General features: G+C 70.0%; 12 protein-coding genes and 1 pseudogene. 3 read left to right on the top strand and 10 right to left on the bottom strand.

Annotated features, from left to right (window positions below; all coding sequences use genetic code 11):
• Positions 1-760: pseudogene (locus ETD86_RS42990) on the bottom strand (FHA domain-containing protein); the annotation flags it as partial.
• Positions 761-1,103: 343 nt separating this feature from the next.
• A complete protein-coding gene (locus tag ETD86_RS42985; RefSeq protein WP_138672391.1) occupies positions 1,104-2,240 on the bottom strand; it encodes a site-2 protease family protein in 1,137 nt (378 codons plus the stop codon).
• 150 nt (positions 2,241-2,390) lie between these two features.
• Between ETD86_RS42985 and ETD86_RS42980 the strand changes: the two genes are divergently transcribed.
• The 3 genes from ETD86_RS42980 to ETD86_RS42970 all read left to right on the top strand — a co-directional run bounded on the left by ETD86_RS42980 (position 2,391) and on the right by ETD86_RS42970 (position 5,601).
• Entirely contained in the window at positions 2,391-3,251 is an 861-nt protein-coding gene (locus ETD86_RS42980) for a RecB family exonuclease (RefSeq protein ID WP_138672390.1), read from the top strand.
• A 494-nt stretch (positions 3,252-3,745) separates the two neighbouring features.
• Positions 3,746-4,921 (top strand): sensor histidine kinase, encoded by a 1,176-nt coding sequence (locus tag ETD86_RS42975; protein ID WP_138672389.1) that lies wholly within the window; start codon positions 3,746-3,748, stop codon positions 4,919-4,921.
• Positions 4,918-5,601: a response regulator gene (locus tag ETD86_RS42970; RefSeq protein ID WP_138672388.1), complete on the top strand. Its 684-nt coding sequence runs from the start codon at positions 4,918-4,920 to the stop codon at positions 5,599-5,601. Before ETD86_RS42975 ends, ETD86_RS42970 begins: the two co-directional genes overlap by 4 nt.
• A gap of 13 nt (positions 5,602-5,614) precedes the next feature.
• On the opposite strand, the gene ETD86_RS42965 is transcribed toward ETD86_RS42970, so the two are convergent.
• From ETD86_RS42965 to metH, 8 genes are all read right to left on the bottom strand, one after another.
• Positions 5,615-6,598 carry an ABC transporter ATP-binding protein gene (locus ETD86_RS42965; protein ID WP_170223566.1) on the bottom strand — a complete coding sequence of 328 codons (984 nt, stop codon included), beginning with the start codon at positions 6,596-6,598 and terminating at the stop codon, positions 5,615-5,617.
• 32 nt (positions 6,599-6,630) lie between these two features.
• A complete protein-coding gene (locus tag ETD86_RS42960) occupies positions 6,631-7,656 on the bottom strand; it encodes an ABC transporter ATP-binding protein (protein ID WP_138672386.1) in 1,026 nt (341 codons plus the stop codon).
• The gene (locus ETD86_RS42955) at positions 7,653-8,666 is read right to left on the bottom strand and encodes an ABC transporter permease (RefSeq protein ID WP_138672385.1); all 1,014 of its coding nucleotides are present in this window, start codon (positions 8,664-8,666) and stop codon (positions 7,653-7,655) included. The genes ETD86_RS42960 and ETD86_RS42955 overlap by 4 nt, the downstream gene beginning before the upstream one ends.
• An 87-nt stretch (positions 8,667-8,753) precedes the next feature.
• Entirely contained in the window at positions 8,754-10,520 is a 1,767-nt protein-coding gene (locus ETD86_RS42950; protein ID WP_170223565.1) for an ABC transporter substrate-binding protein, read from the bottom strand.
• 47 nt (positions 10,521-10,567) lie between these two features.
• Complete coding sequence (locus ETD86_RS42945; RefSeq protein WP_138672384.1) at positions 10,568-11,560, bottom strand: ABC transporter permease; 993 nt, start codon at positions 11,558-11,560, stop codon at positions 10,568-10,570.
• A gap of 225 nt (positions 11,561-11,785) precedes the next feature.
• Positions 11,786-12,280 carry a cellulose synthase gene (locus ETD86_RS42940; protein ID WP_138672383.1) on the bottom strand — a complete coding sequence of 165 codons (495 nt, stop codon included), beginning with the start codon at positions 12,278-12,280 and terminating at the stop codon, positions 11,786-11,788.
• A gap of 85 nt (positions 12,281-12,365) precedes the next feature.
• The gene (locus tag ETD86_RS42935) at positions 12,366-13,022 is read right to left on the bottom strand and encodes an HAD family hydrolase (protein WP_342779349.1); all 657 of its coding nucleotides are present in this window, start codon (positions 13,020-13,022) and stop codon (positions 12,366-12,368) included.
• Positions 13,023-13,454: 432 nt separating this feature from the next.
• Positions 13,455-16,919 carry a methionine synthase gene (gene metH, locus ETD86_RS42930; RefSeq protein WP_138672382.1) on the bottom strand — a complete coding sequence of 1,155 codons (3,465 nt, stop codon included), beginning with the start codon at positions 16,917-16,919 and terminating at the stop codon, positions 13,455-13,457.
• Between the last annotated feature and the right edge of the window lie 470 nt (positions 16,920-17,389).

Here is a 17,389-nt window from a genome sequence, read left to right as displayed (position 1 = left end):
GGTGGTAGGGAGACGGCTCTTGCGGGCCGTGGTAGGGGGCCTGCTCCTGGTGCGGCACGTACGGCGGCTGGTCCTGCGGCGGCTGGTAGGGCGGCTGCTCCACGACCGGGGGCGCGGGCTGCGGGCCGGAGGGCGGCCCCTGCGTGACCGGCGGCTGGCCGGCCAGCGGGTAGGGCGGCCGCTCGACGGGCTGCTGCGCGGGCGGCTGGACCAGGTCGGCCTCGAGGTGGAAGGCCGTGGCGGGCATCTCGCTGGTCAGCGGACGGGACGGGGCGGGCGCGGACGGCTGGTCGGTGAGGTCGCCGACGAGGCCGCCGCCGTGGACGACGCCGCCGTCGAAGCGTACGGCGGGGTGGGGGCTGCCGGCGCCGGGCAGGCTCAGCTCGACCCGCTCGACGGTGCCGGTGACGAGCCTGTCGGCCCACGTGAGGGAGTCGTTGCCCGCCAGCCGCGTCTCACCGGTCGACGTGCCGATGGTGGCCGACGCCGAGCCGCTGACCAACACGGCCACGCCGCCGCTCACGGCTCCGGCGACGGCGCAGGTGGCCGGGTCGCCTGCCATGTTGGCCGCCAGGACCTGCGCGGCGCGGCGGGCCAGCGCCCTGCCGTCGCCGCCGGAGGCGGCCGTCTCGCGCAGCGCCTCGAGCAGGCCGTCGGCGGTGGCCTCGCCCGGGTCGCACACCAGCAGCAGCCCGCCCACGTAGGCGACCAGTCCATTTCCAGGAAGCGGACGCACCGTTCCGAAGCCTTGGTCGGTCATGCGTCCTCCTTCATGACGACCGTGCTGCGCTCATTGGTGCCCTCGCTGCGCTCGGTCACTCAACTCTCCTCCCCGGAAGCCGGCGATGTTACGGCACCCGCACTGCCGTGCTGGCCCACCAGCCATACGCATACCCAGACGGCGAGGGCGCGTCGCGGCCCCGTCATCTCGATTCGGTGAACCGGTGGACCGCAACAAACCCCTTAACTGTGCAAGTTTGGCCAAACCGAACACTATCGGCCAGTCGTCGCATCGCAGAAATCGCCCGGGGTCCGAACCGGCCCGCCCGAAACTGCTGGACACGACCCTATCCGGGGGCCGTCCCTTAAACGAGTGGGACAAATCAGACGCCGGTGAAAACCCGGTTCACGTCGGCCGTGGCCAGGACGCCGTAGACCTCGCCGCCCGGCTCCACGAGCAGGTACTCGCTGCCGGGGGCCTCCCGCATCGCGTCGATGAGCGGCTCGCCGGCCAGACCGGCGTCGAGCACCATGGTGGGCTCGAGGGACTTGGCGAGGGAGGCGACGTTCACCCAGGGACGGCGATGCTCCGGGGTGGCCTGTACGGCGGCCTCGTTGACGATCGCCATGGGTTGGCCGTCGTGGTCGACCACGACGAGGGCGCCGGCCCCACGCTCGGAGGCCTGCCGCAGCGCCTCGGCCAGCGGCGTCTCCGCCGTCACCGGGATCGCCCTGCGCGCCAGTGCGCGCGCGTTGACCTGCGGGATCCTGGCCCTGATCTTGGCCACGCGCAGCGACTGGGTGGCCCCCATCCAGATGAACGAGGCCAGCACCAGCGGCCACACGAGGTTGGTGAAGTCGAGCTCCCGGCCACCCATCAGCGAGGTCACGACCGTGAACGCCACCAGCGCCACGGCCAGCACCCGCCCGCCCCAGGCGGCCACGACGGTGCCGGAGCTCGGGTTCCTGGTCAGCTTCCACACGCCGGCGCGCAGCATCCTGCCGCCGTCGAGCGGCAGGCCGGGCAGCAGGTTGAACACGCCGACGATGAGGTTGGCGACCCACAACTGCCAGGTCAGCACCTGAGCGATGCCCCCGTCGTTGATCAGGAAGGCCTCGGCGGCCCAGCCCAGCCCGGCCAGTCCGAGCGAGAGCGCAGGCCCCGCCGCGGCGATCGCGAACTCCTTGCCCGGCGTCGGCGGCTCCTTCTCGATCTCCGACACGCCGCCGAGGAGGTAGAGGGTGATCCTGCGCACCGGCAGGCCGTACGACTTGGCCAGGACGCTGTGCGCCAGTTCGTGCAGCAGCACCGAGACGTACAGCAGCACCGCGAACACGAACGCCACCGCGTACGCGGCGGTGCTGTCGAGCTCGGGCAGCATGAGCTGCATCTGCGGCCCGAACATCACGGTGATGAAGGCCGCCACGAGGAACCACGTCCATGAGACGTAGACGGGAATGCCGAACGGCCTTCCCATCCGAATGCCGGAGAACTCCTGCCGCGGGCTCTGCTCGCTCACCGCACTCCTTGTACGTCATTTGCCGCCGGGGATCCCGCCGAGGTCTTCCCGCCGGTACGTGGTGTCGCTGCCCTTGATGCTACGCGCCGTGGCGCGTGATCCTCGTTCCGCGGGGCCATTCTGTCGGGGTCTTGACCTAGAGTGCGGTGCATGACGTTGACCGAGCCGGTGATCATCGGAGCTCTCTCCCCCTCCCGGGCGGGCGATTTCATGACCTGTCCCCTGCTCTACCGCTTCCGGGTGATCGACCAGCTGCCGGAGAGACCCTCGCAGGCGGCGGTGCGCGGCACGGTGGTCCACTCGGTCCTGGAGCGGCTCTACGACCTGCCCGCGCCGCGCCGCTCGGTGCAGGCGGCGCTGGAGCTGCTGGAGCCGCAGTGGACGCGGCTGCTGGCGGAGGACCCGCAATACGCGGAGATGTTCGCCGACGACGCCGAGCAGGGCGAGTGGCTGGCGCAGGCGCGGGGCATGCTGGAGCGCTACTTCACGCTGGAGGACCCGACGCGGCTGGAGCCGGCCGAGCGCGAGCTCTACGTGGAGGCGGTCCTGGACGGGGGGCTGATGTTGCGGGGCTACGTCGACCGGCTCGACGTGGCGCCGACCGGCGAGGTCCGGGTGGTCGACTACAAGACGGGCAGCGCGCCGGGGCCGGACTTCGAGGCCAAGGCGCTGTTCCAGATGAAGTTCTACGCGCTGGTGTTGTGGCGGCTGCAGGGTGCGGTGCCGCGGCTGCTGCAGCTGGTCTACCTGGGCGGCGCCGGCGAGGTTCTGCGGTACGCGCCGGACGAGGGCGACCTGCTGGCCACCGAGCGCAAGGTGATGGCGTTGTGGGCGGCGATCGAGCGGTCGATGGAGACCGGCGAGTGGCGGGCCCGGCGCAGCCGGCTGTGCGACTGGTGCGACCACCAGGCGCTGTGCCCGGAGTTCGGCGGCACCCCTCCCCCTGTTCCCGACCGCCGGCCCGGCGACACGCTGCGCAGCAACCGCCGCGCGGCCACCGACGAGCTGTAACGGCCACGGCCGCTCTCGCGCGAGGGCGGCCGGCCTGGCCCTGCTCGGAGCCGGCTCGACGCCTTGGGGCACGCACCAGCGTGACACCGCAACGGCATCCAGTGCACGTGCACGCAACGCCGCCTTGCCGCTCGCTGTGCCTGTGCTCCGCCCGATGCCCAACCATCCGGGACCGAGCAGCGCAGGTGCCGCAACGCTCCGGGACCGAGCAGCGCAGGTGCCGAAGCGCGCCGGGACCGCGCCGTGGAGCCGGCTGAGCGACATGAGAGCCCTCAGGGCACGCCTGCTGGAGCCGGAGGAGCGGTGCGCCGGGCCGCCCGCGCGAGTGCGCCGGACCGGCCGATGCGTCGTCCGGAGGCGACGGAACGCCGCCCCGAGCCAGCGGAGCGCCCGCGAGAGCCGCCGGCGGGGGTGCGGGGGTAGATGGGGCGTAGGCCATCTAATCCTCCCGAGGGAGGAGGTTGTGGGCTTTCACCTGGTCTTACAGTGAAGCCGTGCACATCGACCGAACCAGGCTCCGCGACACGGTCCTAGCCGGGGTGGTGGCCGTCGCGTCGGTCGTGCTGTTCGTGCTCTACGACCCCGACCGTCTCGAGGCCGACGGTCTGTTGGTGGAGGGCATGCGCGCGCCGGACGCGCTCGGGCTGGCGCTCATGGTGTTGACGTGCGTGCCCGTGGCGGTCCGGCGGCGGTGGCCGCTGGCGGCGCTGTGCGCGGCCCTGGCGCCGGAGGCGGTGCTGACGGCGTCCGGGTACGGCAACGGCGTGCCGGGCCTTGCGGGCCTGGTGCTGCTGTACTCGGTGGCCTCCCATCGGGGGCTCGCGGTGGCGCTGGGCGGGTTGGGGGCGGCACTGGCCGCGTACGCCTTCGGGGCGGTGACCGGCCCGGTCCGGGCGGCGGGCTGGACCGACCACGTGATGGTCGTGGTGGTGCTGGTGGCGGTGTGGGGCGCGGGGCGCAGCCTGCGGTTGCGCCGGGCGTACCTGGAGGAGCTGAAGGACCGGGCGACCAGGCTGGAGCGGGCGCACGCGGCCGACACGCGGGCGGTCCGCGCCGAGGAGCGCTCCAGGATCGCCCGCGAGCTGCACGACGTCGTCGCCCACCACGTCAGCGTGATGATCGTGCAGGCGGCGGCGGCGCGGCGGGTGCTGGCCTCCGATCAGGAGCTGGCGGGTGAGGCGCTGTCGGCGATCGAGCAGACGGGCCGGATGGCGATGGCGGAGATGCGCAACATCGTGGGCGTGCTGCGTACCGACGCCCGGGCCGAGCTGGGCCCGCAGCCGGGCGTGCAGGACCTGCCGGCGCTGGTGGAGCAGATGCGGGAGGCGGGGCTGCCGACGCGGCTGCAGGTGGAGGGCGAGCCGCTGCCGCTGCCCGCCGGGGTGGACCTGGCCGCGTACCGGCTGGTCCAGGAGGGGCTGACGAACAGCCTGCGGCACGCGGGCGCCGGGGCGGAGGCGGTGGTGACCGTCCGCCACAAGCCGCGCGAGCTGGACGTACGCGTGGAGGACGACGGGAAGGGCGGGCCGGATCTGCCCATGCGGTCAGGGCATGGTTTGGTGGGCATTCGCGAACGGGTGGCACTCTATGGTGGAATCCTGAGCATCGGTCCGTTGCCGGGGGGCGGTTTCGAGGTGCGGGCGAGGTTCCCGTTGAAGGACGGCCAATGACGATCAGAGTGCTGCTGGTGGACGATCAGCCGTTGCTGCGCACGGGATTCCGCCTCATCCTGGAGGCCGAGCCCGACATCACGGTGGTCGGGCAGGCGGGGGACGGCAAGGCCGCCATGGAGCAGACGAGGGCGCTGCTGCCCGACGTGGTGCTCATGGACATCCGGATGCCGGGGATCGACGGCATCGAGGCGACGCGCAGGATCGTGCGGGAGGCGGCGCCGTCGGCGCATGTGCCGAAGGTGCTGGTGCTGACGACGTTCGACCTGGACGAGTACATCGTGGAGGCGCTGCGGTCGGGCGCGTCCGGGTTCCTGCTTAAGGACGTGCCGCCGGACGAGCTGGTGCAGGCGATCCGCGTGGTCGCGGCCGGCGACGCGATCGTGGCGCCGAGCGTGACCAGGCGGCTGCTGGACCGGTTCGCGGCACGGTTGCCGTCGGCGTACGAGCAGGCGGCGCCGGCGCGGCTGGACCGGCTGACCGAGCGGGAGCTGGAGGTGCTGCGGCTGATCGCCAAGGGCATGTCCAACGCGGAGATCGCGGCCAAGCTCGTGGTGAGCGAGACGACGGTCAAGACGCACGTCGGCAACGTGCTGACCAAGCTGGGGCTGCGGGACCGCGTGCAGGCCGTGGTGCTGGCCTACGAGACGGGGCTGATCACCCCGGGCGCGTTGTCCTGAGCCCCAGCTGGGCTCACGTGGCTTCGGGGGTCTCCTTGGCGACCTCTGGGGCGTTCTCGGGGAAGTGGCAGGCCACTTGGTGGCCGCTGGCCAGCTCCTCCAGCGGCGGCTCGACCGTCCGGCAGATCTCCTGCGCCTTCCAGCATCGGGTGTGGAAGCGGCAGGCGGGCGGCGGGTTGAGCGGGCTGGGCACGTCGCCGGCCAGCCGGATGCGCTCGCGTTCCTTGCGGACCTTCGGGTCGGGCACGGGCACGGCCGACAGCAGCGCGTTCGTGTACGGGTGCATCGGCGAGTTGTAGAGCCGCTTCCGGTCCGCGACCTCGACGATCTTGCCCAGGTACATGACGGCGACGCGGTCGCTGATGTGGCGGACCACCGACAGGTCGTGGGCGATCACGACGTAGGTGAGGTCGAGCTCGTTCTGCAGGTCCTCCAGCAGGTTGACGACCTGGGCCTGGATGGACACGTCGAGCGCGGAGACCGGCTCGTCGGCGATGATGAGCTTGGGCTTGAGCGCGAGCGTGCGGGCGATGCCGATGCGCTGCCGCTGGCCGCCGGAGAACTCGTGCGGGTAGCGGTTGTAGTGCTCGGGGTTGAGCCCGACGAGCTCCAGGATGTCCTGAACGGCCTTCTTGACGCCGTGCTCGGTCTTGACGCCCTGGATGCGGAACGGGGCTCCGACGATGGCGCCGACCGTGTGGCGGGGGTTGAGCGACGAGTACGGGTCCTGGAAGATCATCTGCATGTCACGGCGGAGCGGGCGGAGCCTGCCCTGGCTCATGTGCGTGATGTCCTGGCCCTCGAAGACGACCTTGCCGGCGGTGGGCTCGAGCAGCCTGGTGACCAGCCGGCCGGTGGTGGACTTGCCGCAGCCCGACTCGCCCACCAGGCCGAGCGTCTCGCCCTTGAACACGTCGAAGCTGATCCCGTCGACCGCCTTGACCGCGCCGACCTGCCTTTTGAGCAGGCCCTTCGTCACGGGGAAGTGCTTCTCCATGTTCCGCACGGACAGAAGCAGCTCGGTTTCACTCACTGGGTCTCCAGCACTGGCTTGATCTCGGTCTCCCACAGGGTCCGCCGTTCGGTCCTGCTCATGTGGCAGCGCACCAGATGGCCGCCCTCGGTCTCGGCCAGGTCGGGCACTTCGGTGTCGGCCTTGCCGTCGGTACGCTCGGCGTACGGGCAGCGGGGGTGGAAGGCGCATCCGGGCGGCACGTTGATCAGCGACGGCGGGGAGCCCTTGATCGGCAGCAGCCGCTCGGTGGGCTCGCGGTCCAGGCGGGGCATGGAGCCCAGCAGGCCCCAGGTGTAGGGATGCTCGGGGCGGTAGAAGATGTCGTCGGCGGAGCCGTACTCGACGCACTTGCCGCCGTACATGACGAGGATGTCGTCCGACACCTGGGCCACCACGCCCAGGTCGTGGGTGATGATGATGAGCGCGGAGTTGAACTCGCGCTGCAGGTCGACCATGAGGTCGAGGATCTGGGCCTGGACGGTCACGTCGAGCGCGGTGGTGGGCTCGTCGGCGATGAGCAGCTCGGGGTCGCACGACAGCGCCATAGCGATCATGGCGCGCTGCCGCATGCCGCCGGAGAACTCGTGCGGGTAGCTGTCGACGCGCCTGGCCGGCTCGGGGATGCCGACGCGGCCGAGCATGTCGATCGCGTGCTTGCGGGCGACCTGCTTGGTGACCTTGTGGTGGATGCGGTAGGCCTCGATGATCTGGTGGCCGACCGTGTAGAAGGGGTGCATCGACGACAGCGGATCCTGGAAGATCATCGCCATCTTCTTGCCGCGCAGCCCGCGCACGTGCTCGGCAGAGGCGCTGATGAGCTCCTCGCCATCGAGCCAGATCTCGCCGGAGAGCTTGGCCCGGCCGCCCTTGTGCAGGCCGAGCACGCCGAGGCTGGTCACGCTCTTGCCGGAGCCGGACTCGCCCACGATGCCGAGCGTCTTGCCGCGCTCGACCCCGAACGACAGCCCGTCGACGGACTTGACCAGACCGTCGTCGGTCGGGAAGTGGATTTTCAGATCCTTGACGTCAAGGAAGCTCATGACAACCTCACCCTCGGGTCGACCACGGCGTAGAGCATGTCGACGATCAGGCTCGCGATCACGACGAAGGTCGCGGCGACCAGAACGAACCCCATGACCGGCGGCAGGTCCTGGTTTCTGATGGCCAGGATGGCGTACTGGCCCAGCCCGGGCAGAGTATAGGTGGTCTCGGTGAGCACAGCGCCGCCGATGAGCAGGCCGAAGTCGATGCCGAAGAGGGTGAGGATCGGCGTCAGCGCGGCGCGCAGGCCGTGCTTGACGACGACCTCCCGCTCGCGCAGGCCCTTGGCGCGGGCGGTGCGGATGTAGTCCTCCCCCATGGTCTCGAGCATCCCCGCCCGGGTGAGCCGGGCATAGCCGGCCGCGAACAGGAACGCCAGCGTGATCCATGGCAGCAGCAGGTCGTAGGCCCACAACGCCGGGTTCTGGGTGAAGGGGACGTAGGCGCCGCCGGGCGCGGTCCAGCCCAGACCGTAGCTGAAGACCACAAGGGAGATCATGCCGGTGAAGAAGATGGGCAGCGACACGCCGGCCAGCGCGGTGCCCATCGACAGCCGGTCGAAGAAGCTGCCGCGGCGCAGCGCGGACAGCACGCCGACGCTCACCCCGGCCAGCACCCAGATGACGGCGGCGCCGATGGCCAGGGAGAAGGTCACCGGCATACGGTTGACCAGCTCCGGCCAGACGGGCTGCCCGCTGATGAAGGAGTAGCCGAAGCAGGGCGCCGGGCACTGCTCGACCCCCGCGCCGTAGTCGTACTCGGCGCCGGCGAAGACACCCTTCATGAATCTGCCGTACTGCACGGCCACCGGGTCGTTGAAGCCGAGCCGCTCGGCGATCAGGGCGACCGTCTCTGGGGTCGCCGCGCGCCCGACGTAGCGCGACGCCATGGCCTCGGGGGTCGCCCCGGCCCACTGCGGCACGACGAAAAAGATGCCGAAGGTGACCATGCTGATCACGATCAGCATCGCGAACGCGCCGATCAGACGCCTGATGATGTAAGTGAGCACCGCTGCCGGCCGAGTGACCGGCCCCGTCGCCGAGGCCGGTCACTCCTGCCTTCACCTGCCTTCGCTAGATCCCCGTGTCACCGCTGCTCACTGGACGCCGAGCAGGATGTAGTCGTACATGCTCTGGCCTTCGTTGTAGGCGACGTTCGTCACGCCCTGACCGCGCATGAGCAATGCCTTGGCCCAGACCACGGGAAGGATGGAGGCGTCCTCCATGACCTTCTTGTCGACGTCGACCCACAGCTTCTCGCGGGCGGTGGCGTCGAGCTCGGCGGAGGCCTGGTCGATCAGCTTGTCGACCTCGGCGTTCTTGACGCTCAAGTTGTAGTTGCCGGCGGGGCGGATGGTGCGGCTGTCGACGATGGCCTGCATGAAGCCGTAGCCCGTGGGCCAGTCGGAGCCCCAGCCGTGGCCGGCCAGGCCGATGCCGTTCTTCTTCACGTAGTCGACGTTGCCCGCGTAGTCGGAGAAGTAGCTGGAGGCGGGGAAGCCCTTGAGCGTGAGCTTGATGCCGACCTTGGCCAGCGCCTGCTGCATCGCCTCAGCCAGCGCCTTCTCGCGCGGACGGTCGGAGCGGAAGGCCATGGTCGTGGAGAAGCCATTGGGCTGCCCGCAGGCGGCCAGCGCCTCCTTGGCCTTGGCCTCGTCGCCCTTGTTCTCCGGCGAGGTGTACAGGTCGAACTTCTCCTGGCCGGCGATGGGCGGCGGCATCACGTTGGTGGCGAGGTCGCCGCCGGCGACGGGGCCGCCGTAGGCGGTCTGGTTTGCCACGCGGTCCGCGGCCCAGAGGACGGCCTTGCGGCACTCCACGTTGTCCAGCGGAGGGTTGTCCGGGATGACCGAGACGTACCAGAGCCTGGGGATGGTCGGGTTGTCGGTGCGGGCCTTGAGCGCGGGGTCGGGAAGAACCTTGCCCAGCGCGGCGGGCTGCAGACCGGTGCCCGGGATGTCCAGGTGGATGTCGCCGGAGATGAGCTGGTTGTCCAGGTCGTCGGCGTTGACGTTGAGCTGGACCTCGATCCGCTCCGGCAGCGCGGGACGGTTCGGGTCGGTCGCGGGGTCCCACTGGTCGTTGCGGACCAGCACGAAGCTCTTGCCGATCTCGTTGGTCTCGAACTTGTACGGGCCGGAGGAGATGACCTTCTCCCGGTACTTCGCGCCCGTGTCCTTGTCCTTCGGCACCGGCGCCGTCATCGGCATCTGGACGATGTAGTCCATGTCCGAGAACGGCTTCTTCAGGTGGAAGACCACCGTCGTGTCATCCGTGGCCTCGACGGCCGACTTGTAGTCGACGTCGGGGGACTTGTAGACGCCCTTGAAGTCCTTCGGCCAGTCCAGCAACTCGTTGAGGTAGGAGGGGCCGTGCGGGAAGGTCTCCTTGTCGAACGACCGCGCCACCGCGTAGGCCACGTCCTTGGCCGTGATCGGCGTGCCGTCCTCGAACTTCAGGCCGCTCTTGAGCTTGTACGTCCACGTCTTGCCCTCGTCGCTGGGCGTGCCCAGTCCTTCGGCGAGGTCCGGGATCACGGTGTTGCCCTCGGGGCCGGGACCCGGCTTGTACATCGTCAGCGTCCGCCAGTAGAAGCGGCCGAAGTTGAACGAGTAGCCGTAGTACGTGTCGCCAGGGTCGAGGCTGTCCCAGTCGGAGGAATGCGCAGCCTTCAGCGTCCCCCCCTTCTTGGTCGAAGGATTGAACACCTGGGTCAGCGCGGCGTTGGCCGCGGGTTGCGCGGCGGCGCCGCCGGTGGCCGACTGGGCGGGCTGCTGCGGTGTGCCGCCACCTCCGCCGCAGGCGGAGAGCACCAAGGCGAGCGCCGCTGTCGCGGCCGCCGCCAGTGCGGATTTCCTTCTCATTGACTAACCCCTTGTGAGTGAGTTGGGGGATGGAGCGTTGGCGAAGGTCAGTGCGTGCGCGGGTCGAAGGCGTCCCTCAGCCCGTCGCCGAACAGGTTGAACGCAAGGACTGTGACGAAGATCGCCAGGCCCGGGAAGAGCACGAAGTGCGGAAGCGTGTAGAAGCGCACCGCCTCCGAGAGCATGCCGCCCCAGGTTGGCGTGGGCGGGTTGACGCCGACCCCAAGGAAGGAGAGCGCGGCCTCGAACAGGATGTTGGTCGGGATGAGCAGCGTCGCGTAGACCAGGATCGGCGCCAGCAGGTTGGGCAGGACCTCACGGAACAGGATGTAGCCGTGGCGTGCCCCCAGGCTGCGGGCGGCGTCGACGAACTCGCGTTCACGCAGCGAGAGTGTCTGCCCGCGCACGATGCGGCCGATGCTCGGCCAGCTGAAGAATCCGATGATGAAGATGAGCATCGCGACGCGCAACCCGTTGCCCTCCAGCCCGAACGCCTTGTCGGGGATGACGCCCGCCAGCGCGATCGCGAAGACCAGCAGCGGGAAGGCGAGGAAGACGTCCATGAGGCGGCCGATCACCTGGTCGACCCAGCCGCCGAAGTAGCCGGCGACGACTCCGAGAGTGGTGCCGATGAGGACCGACAGGATGGTGGCGAGGAAGCCGATCAGCAGTGAGATCCCCGAGCCGGCGACGATGCGGCTGAAGATGTCGCGACCGTTGACCGGCTCGACGCCGAGCAGGTGTTCGCCGCTCACGCCGCCGAAAAAGCCCTTGGGCAGGAGCGTGTTCGGGTCGATCTGGTCCTGGTGGAATTCCAGCGGCGGGGATCCGAAAACGGAGATGATGGGCGAAGAGAAGATCGCCACGAGGATCAGCAGCGCGACGACGATCCCGCCGGCGAGCGCGATCTTGTCTCGCTTCAACCGCATCCAGGCGATCCTGGTGAGGGATCGGCCCTGGATGGCCTTGCCCGCTCCCGCGAGCACCGACTCCGGATGCGCTTCTGTCGCGGAACCGGATACGTCTAGCGGCGCGGTCATGCGAAATAGCCCCCTGCATCCAGACGACGCTGTCTATTGGAGATGACTTTAGACCGCGAGTCGCGACCTCAGGAGGCAGAATCTATGGCCTGAGCTGCTATGACCAGTCCCTCAGCCCGCTATGTGGCTAATCTGTGATTGATGCGAAACTCATTCGTATCGATCTTGAACGGAATGTCTTGGGGGCGTCCCGTTTCAGTCTCGGAACTGTGACACAAGCCCGATTCAGCTGATGCCACGGCGCTTGAGCAACTCCTCGATGTCCGAAAAGTCGTCGTCCCCCTTGCCGGTCTTCGGCGCGCTCGCGGCGGGTTGAGGCTTGGGTGCTACGGCCGGTTTGTTCGCTGAAGGCTTAACGGGCTGTTGGGCGGGAGCGTCCGAAGCGGACTTCTTTCTGCCCGTGGACAGCTTCCTGCCGCGCAGGACCCCGGACACGACGAACAGCACCACCGACAGTCCCGCGACCGCCACGCCGGCCCACACCAGCGGGTTGAGCACCAGCCCGGTGATGAACCCCACCACAGTGGTCCCGATGGTCCACAACATCTGCAACGCACCGGTCAGGTAAGCCGCCATGGGCAGCAGCGCCCACGCCGCCACCCGCATCCCCGAAGCCGCCCCCCTGCGGCGGAACGCCAGGAAGCTGAACACCAGCCCGGCGATGGTCGCACCGGCGCACAGCGGCAGCCAAAGCGATGCGAGCTGGTTGAACATATCCATATCGCCGCCCCCTCAATGTGTGGCTTTTGACTCCATCCTGGCACGCGAACGCCCGGTCGCCTCCTCCGCGAGAACCACTTTTCCCTTAGGGGAAGGCCCTCAGGAGGGCCCTGAGGTCGGCGACCGCGACCTCTTCCAGGGAGGAGACCACCAGGCGGCCGGGGGCCGGCTCGACGGGCAGGAGGTTGGGGACCGCGACGACGGCGCAGCCCGCGGCGGTGGCCGCGGCCACGCCGTTCGGGGAGTCCTCCAGGACGACGCAGCGGACCGGCTCCACGCCCAGCAGGGCGGCGGCCGTCAGGTACGGCTCCGGGTCGGGCTTGGTGTGGGAGACGTCGTCGGCGGTGACCACGATGTCGAAGCGGTCCCTGCCGACGCCCTTGAGCACGGCGTCGGCGATCTCCTTGAGCGACGACGTGACGAGCCCCAGCGGCACCCCCTCGGCGCGGACCGCGTCGAGGAGCTCGGAGGCTCCCGGCATCAGCCGCACCCCCGCCGACAGGCGCGTCACCATGCCGTCGAGCATCCACTGCCGCACAGTGGCGCCGGGCACGCTGGAGCCGGACACGGCCAGCATGTAGCCGACCGTCCGCTCCATGGACCCCCCGACCAGGTGCGCCTGGTGCTCGGGCGTCCACCGCGCGCCGAGCCGGCCCATCACCTCGGTCTCGATCTCCAGCCAGACCCGCTCGCTGTCGACGAGCAGGCCGTCCATGTCGAAGAAGACGGCTTCCATGGTCATGGCCTCACTCCGTTCGGCAGGCTCGGTCGCCACACGCCGCCGCCTTCCCCCGCTCTGGTCGCTACGCTCCCGCCACTCCTCCAGACCACGGCACTCCCACCCTGCCCATAGGCCTCACTCCGTGAGGCCGGGCTCGGTCGCCACACGCCGCCGCCTTCCCCCGCTCTGGTCGCTACGCTCCCGCCACTCCTCCAGACGACGGCACTCCCTCGCATGGCTTCCCCCGATCGGTTCAGTGCGTGCACGCCATTGTCGCCGCCGCTCGGTGAACACGTCCGGCCGGGTGGCGGAAGACCCGGCGCCGCCCTGGTGAACCCCACGGGCGGCATGGTGGAGGAGCAGGCACCGCCCCCGTGAACGCCTCAAGCGGGATGGCGGGAGAGCAGGCCCCCCGCGACGGCCAGGCGGCCGCCGGCGAGGGACCGGGACGGGTCAGACGTTGAAGTATTTGGCCTCGGGGTGGTGGGCGACCAGCGCGGAGGTGGCCTGCTCGGGGTGGAGCTGGAACTCCTCCGACAGCGTGACGCCGATCCGCTCGGGGTCGAGCAGCTGGAACAGCTGTACCTGATCCTCGAGGTTCGGACACGCCGGGTAGCCGAAGGAGTAACGGCACCCCTGGATGTTGACCTTGAGCATGTCGTCGAGCGACTCGTCCCCGCCGATCCCCCACTCCGCGCGCACCCGGGCGTGCCAGTATTCGGCCAGGGCCTCGGTCAGCTGCACCGACAGGCCGTGCAGCTCCAGGTAGTCGCGGTAGGCGTCCTTGGCGAACAGCTCGGCCGTGGCCTCGGCGATCTTCGAGCCCATGGTGACGACCTGGAAGCCGACCACGTCGACCTCGCCGGAGTCCTTGGACCGGAAGAAGTCCGACAGGCACAGGTGGCGGTCCCGGCGCTGCCGCGGGAACGTGAACCGGGTGCGCTCGCCACCGTCCTCGTCGAGAACGATCAGCGAGTCGCCGTCGCTGACGCACGGGAAGTGCCCGTAGACGACGGCCGCCTCCAGCAGCCCCTCGGTCTGAATGCGCTCCAGCCACATACGCAGCCGCGGCCGGCCCTCGGTCTCGACGAGTTCTTCGTAATCGGGCCCGTCGCCGCCTCTGGTGGGCTTGAGCCCCCACTGGCCGAGGAACAGGGCCCGCTCGTCGAGGAAGGCCGAGTAGTCGGCCAGCGAGATGCCCTTGACGATGCGGTCGCCGTAGAAGGACGGCGCCGGCACGCGGTTGTCGGCGGCCACGTCGGAGCGGGCGGGCAGCTCCTCGACCGGGGTACGGGTGAGCACGGCGCCGGTCTTGACACGCCGCTCGCGCAGCGGCGGCAGCGTCGCGCCGGCGACGCCGCGCTTGACGGCCATGAACGCGTCCATCAGCCGCAGCCCCTCGAACGCGTCGCGGGCGTAGCGCACCTCGCCCTCGAACAGCCCGGCCAGGTCCTGCTCGACGTAGGCCCGGGTCAGGGCCGCGCCGCCGAGCAGTACGGGGTATTTCTCCGACAGCCCCCTGGAGTTCATCTCCTCCAGGTTCTCCTTCATGATGACCGTCGACTTCACCAGCAGGCCCGACATGCCGATGACGTCGGCCTTCTGCTCGTCGGCGGCCTCCAGGATGGCCGAGACCGGCTGCTTGATGCCGAGGTTGACCACCTGGTAGCCGTTGTTGGACAGGATGATGTCGACGAGGTTCTTGCCGATGTCGTGCACGTCGCCCTTGACGGTGGCCAGCACGATGCGGCCCTTCGTCTCACCGTCGAGGCGCTCCATGTGCGGCTCGAGGTAGGCGACGGCAGCCTTCATGACCTCGGCCGACTGCAGCACGAACGGCAGCTGCATCTGCCCGGAACCGAACAGCTCGCCCACCGTCTTCATGCCGTCGAGCAGCACGTCGTTGATGATCTCCAGGGCGGGTCGCTGCTCCAGCGCGGTGTCGAGGTCGGCCTCCAGGCCCTTGCGCTCGCCGTCGATGATGCGCCGCTTGAGCCGCTCCCACAGCGGCAGCGCGGCCAGCTCCTCGGCCTTGCCGGCGCGCATGGCGGCGGCGTCGACGCCCTCGAACAGGTCCATGAAGCGCTGCAGCGGGTCGTAGCCGTCGCGCCGGCGGTCGTAGACCATGTCGAGCGCGACCTGGCGCTGCTCGTCGGGGATGCGTGCCATCGGAAGGATCTTGGAGGCGTGCACGATGGCCGAGTCGAGGCCGGCGTTGACGCACTCGTTCAGGAACACCGAGTTGAGCACCATGCGGGCGGCCGGGTTGAGCCCGAAGCTGATGTTGGACAGGCCCAGTGTGGTCTGCACGCCCGGGTAGCGGCGCTTGAGCTCGCGGATGGCCTCGATGGTCTCCAGGCCGTCACGCCTGGTCTCCTCCTGGCCGGTGGCGATGGGGAAGGTGAGGCAGTCGACGATGATGTCCTCGACCCGCATGCCCCAGTTGCCGGTCAGGTCCTCGATGAGGCGGGTGGCGACGCGCACCTTCCACTCGGCGGTGCGGGCCTGGCCCTCCTCGTCGATGGTGAGCGCGACGACGGCCGAGCCGTGCTCGCGTACCAGACGCATGATCTTCTGGAAGCGGGAGTCGGGGCCGTCGCCGTCCTCGTAGTTGACGGAGTTGACGGCGGCGCGGCCGCCGAGCATCTCCAGCCCGGCCTGCAGGACCGCCGGCTCGGTCGAGTCGAGCATGATCGGCAGGGTGGAGGCGGTGGCGAAGCGGAAGGCCAGCTCCTTCATGTCGGCCACGCCGTCGCGGCCGACGTAGTCGACGCACAGGTCGAGCATGTGGGCGCCGTCGCGGGCCTGGTCGCGGGCCGCCTCCACGCAGTCGTCCCAGCGGCCCGCCAGCATGGCCTCGCGGAATGCCTTGGAGCCGTTGGTGTTGCAGCGCTCGCCGATGGCCAGGTAGGAGGTGTCCTGACGGAACGGCACGGTCTGGTAGAGGGAGGACGCGCCCGGCTCCGGGTGCGGGCGGCGCGTCGCCACCTGCTTGCCGCGGACCCGCTCGACGACCTGGCGCAGGTGCTCAGGGGTGGTGCCGCAGCAGCCGCCGACCAGGGACAGGCCGTAGTCGCGGGTGAACGTGCCGTGCGCGTCGGCCAGCTCCTCGGCGGTGAGCGGGTAGTAGGCGCCGTCGGAGGTCAGCACCGGCAGGCCCGCGTTGGGCATGCAACTGAGCCTGAGGCGGGAGTGGCGGGCGAGGTAACGCAGGTGCTCGCTCATCTCGGCCGGGCCGGTCGCGCAGTTGAGCCCGATGATGTCGACGCCGAGCGGCTCGATCGCGGTCAGCGCGGCGCCGATCTCGGAGCCGAGCAGCATGGCGCCGTTGGTCTCGATCGTCACCTGGGCGATGATCGGGATGTCCCTGCCGGAGTCCTCGGCGGCCCGTTTGGCGCCGATGACGGCGGCCTTGACCTGGAGCAGGTCCTGGCAGGTCTCGATGATCAGCGCGTCGGCGCCGCCCGCGATCAGGCCGGCCGCGTTGTCCCTGTACGCGTCGCGCAGGCTCGCGTACGGCAGGTGGCCCAGCGTGGGCAGCTTGGTGCCGGGGCCCATCGACCCGAGCACGAAGCGCGGCTGGTCCGGCGTGGACCAGTGGTCGGCGGCCTCGCGGGCGATCCTGGCGCCCGCCTCGGAGTATTCGAAGACCCGCTCGGAGATGTCGTATTCGCCGAGCGCGGCGAGGTTGGCGCCGAAGGTGTTGGTCTCGACGCAGTCCACGCCGACGGCGAAGTATGCGTCGTGGACGCCCCGCACGATGTCGGGGCGGGTGACGTTGAGCACCTCGTTGCAGCCCTCGTGACCGTGGAAGTCGTCGAGGGTGGGGTCCTGGGCCTGGAGCATCGTTCCCATCGCGCCGTCGGCGACGATCACGCGTTGGGACAACACTTCTCGGAAGGACGGGGAGATGCTCATGGTGTAGAGCTTATCGGCTGCGGTCGGAGGGCTGTTCGGGCCTGGGCCCGATGGATCCTGTTCCACGGTCGAGCGGGGCGACCGTCCCGCCAGGACCCGCCGGCCCGAACACACGGTCCCATCGGCGCCACGCCGCCGGCGCCCGGTGCCGCCCACGCCCCGGGCCGCGGGAAAGGGGCCTACCAGGCGAGATTCGCCGGGGGCGGCGCTCCGGGGACGCGGTGCGCCTGGCATGCCGTCCCGCCGGCGCGGTGCCGCCAGCCCGTGGGGCCCACGCGCGGTGCCGCCAGCCGTGGGGCCCGCGCGCGGTGCCGCCAGCCCGTGGAGCCCGCGCGCTGAGGCGCCAGCAGGCCACGGTACAGAGGCTGCGGAACGGGGCTGCGGAACCGAGGCTGCGGAACCGAGGCTGCGGGACGGGCCGGCAGTCGCCGGGAAACCCAACCATTGCGGCGCCGGGGACTGGCGGTAGG

The organism is Nonomuraea turkmeniaca, from assembly GCF_005889735.1.
Classification (GTDB): domain Bacteria; phylum Actinomycetota; class Actinomycetes; order Streptosporangiales; family Streptosporangiaceae; genus Nonomuraea; species Nonomuraea turkmeniaca.
The sequence above is the reverse complement of the archived record's forward strand: the minus strand, read 5'-3'. Positions and strand labels throughout refer to the sequence as shown.

Bases quoted from the DNA above. Each gene is read 5' to 3' on its own strand.
- ETD86_RS42980 (WP_138672390.1), top strand. From the start codon at position 2,391: ATGACGTTGACCGAGCCGGTGATCATCGGAGCTCTCTCCCCCTCCCGG.
- ETD86_RS42970 (WP_138672388.1), top strand. From the start codon at position 4,918: ATGACGATCAGAGTGCTGCTGGTGGACGATCAGCCGTTGCTGCGCACG.
- ETD86_RS42965 (WP_170223566.1), bottom strand. From the start codon at position 6,598: ATGGAGAAGCACTTCCCCGTGACGAAGGGCCTGCTCAAAAGGCAGGTC.
- ETD86_RS42960 (WP_138672386.1), bottom strand. From the start codon at position 7,656: ATGAGCTTCCTTGACGTCAAGGATCTGAAAATCCACTTCCCGACCGAC.
- ETD86_RS42950 (WP_170223565.1), bottom strand. From the start codon at position 10,520: ATGAGAAGGAAATCCGCACTGGCGGCGGCCGCGACAGCGGCGCTCGCC.
- ETD86_RS42945 (WP_138672384.1), bottom strand. From the start codon at position 11,560: ATGACCGCGCCGCTAGACGTATCCGGTTCCGCGACAGAAGCGCATCCG.
- ETD86_RS42940 (WP_138672383.1), bottom strand. From the start codon at position 12,280: ATGGATATGTTCAACCAGCTCGCATCGCTTTGGCTGCCGCTGTGCGCC.
- ETD86_RS42935 (WP_342779349.1), bottom strand. From the start codon at position 13,022: ATGACCATGGAAGCCGTCTTCTTCGACATGGACGGCCTGCTCGTCGAC.
- metH (WP_138672382.1), bottom strand. From the start codon at position 16,919: ATGAGCATCTCCCCGTCCTTCCGAGAAGTGTTGTCCCAACGCGTGATC.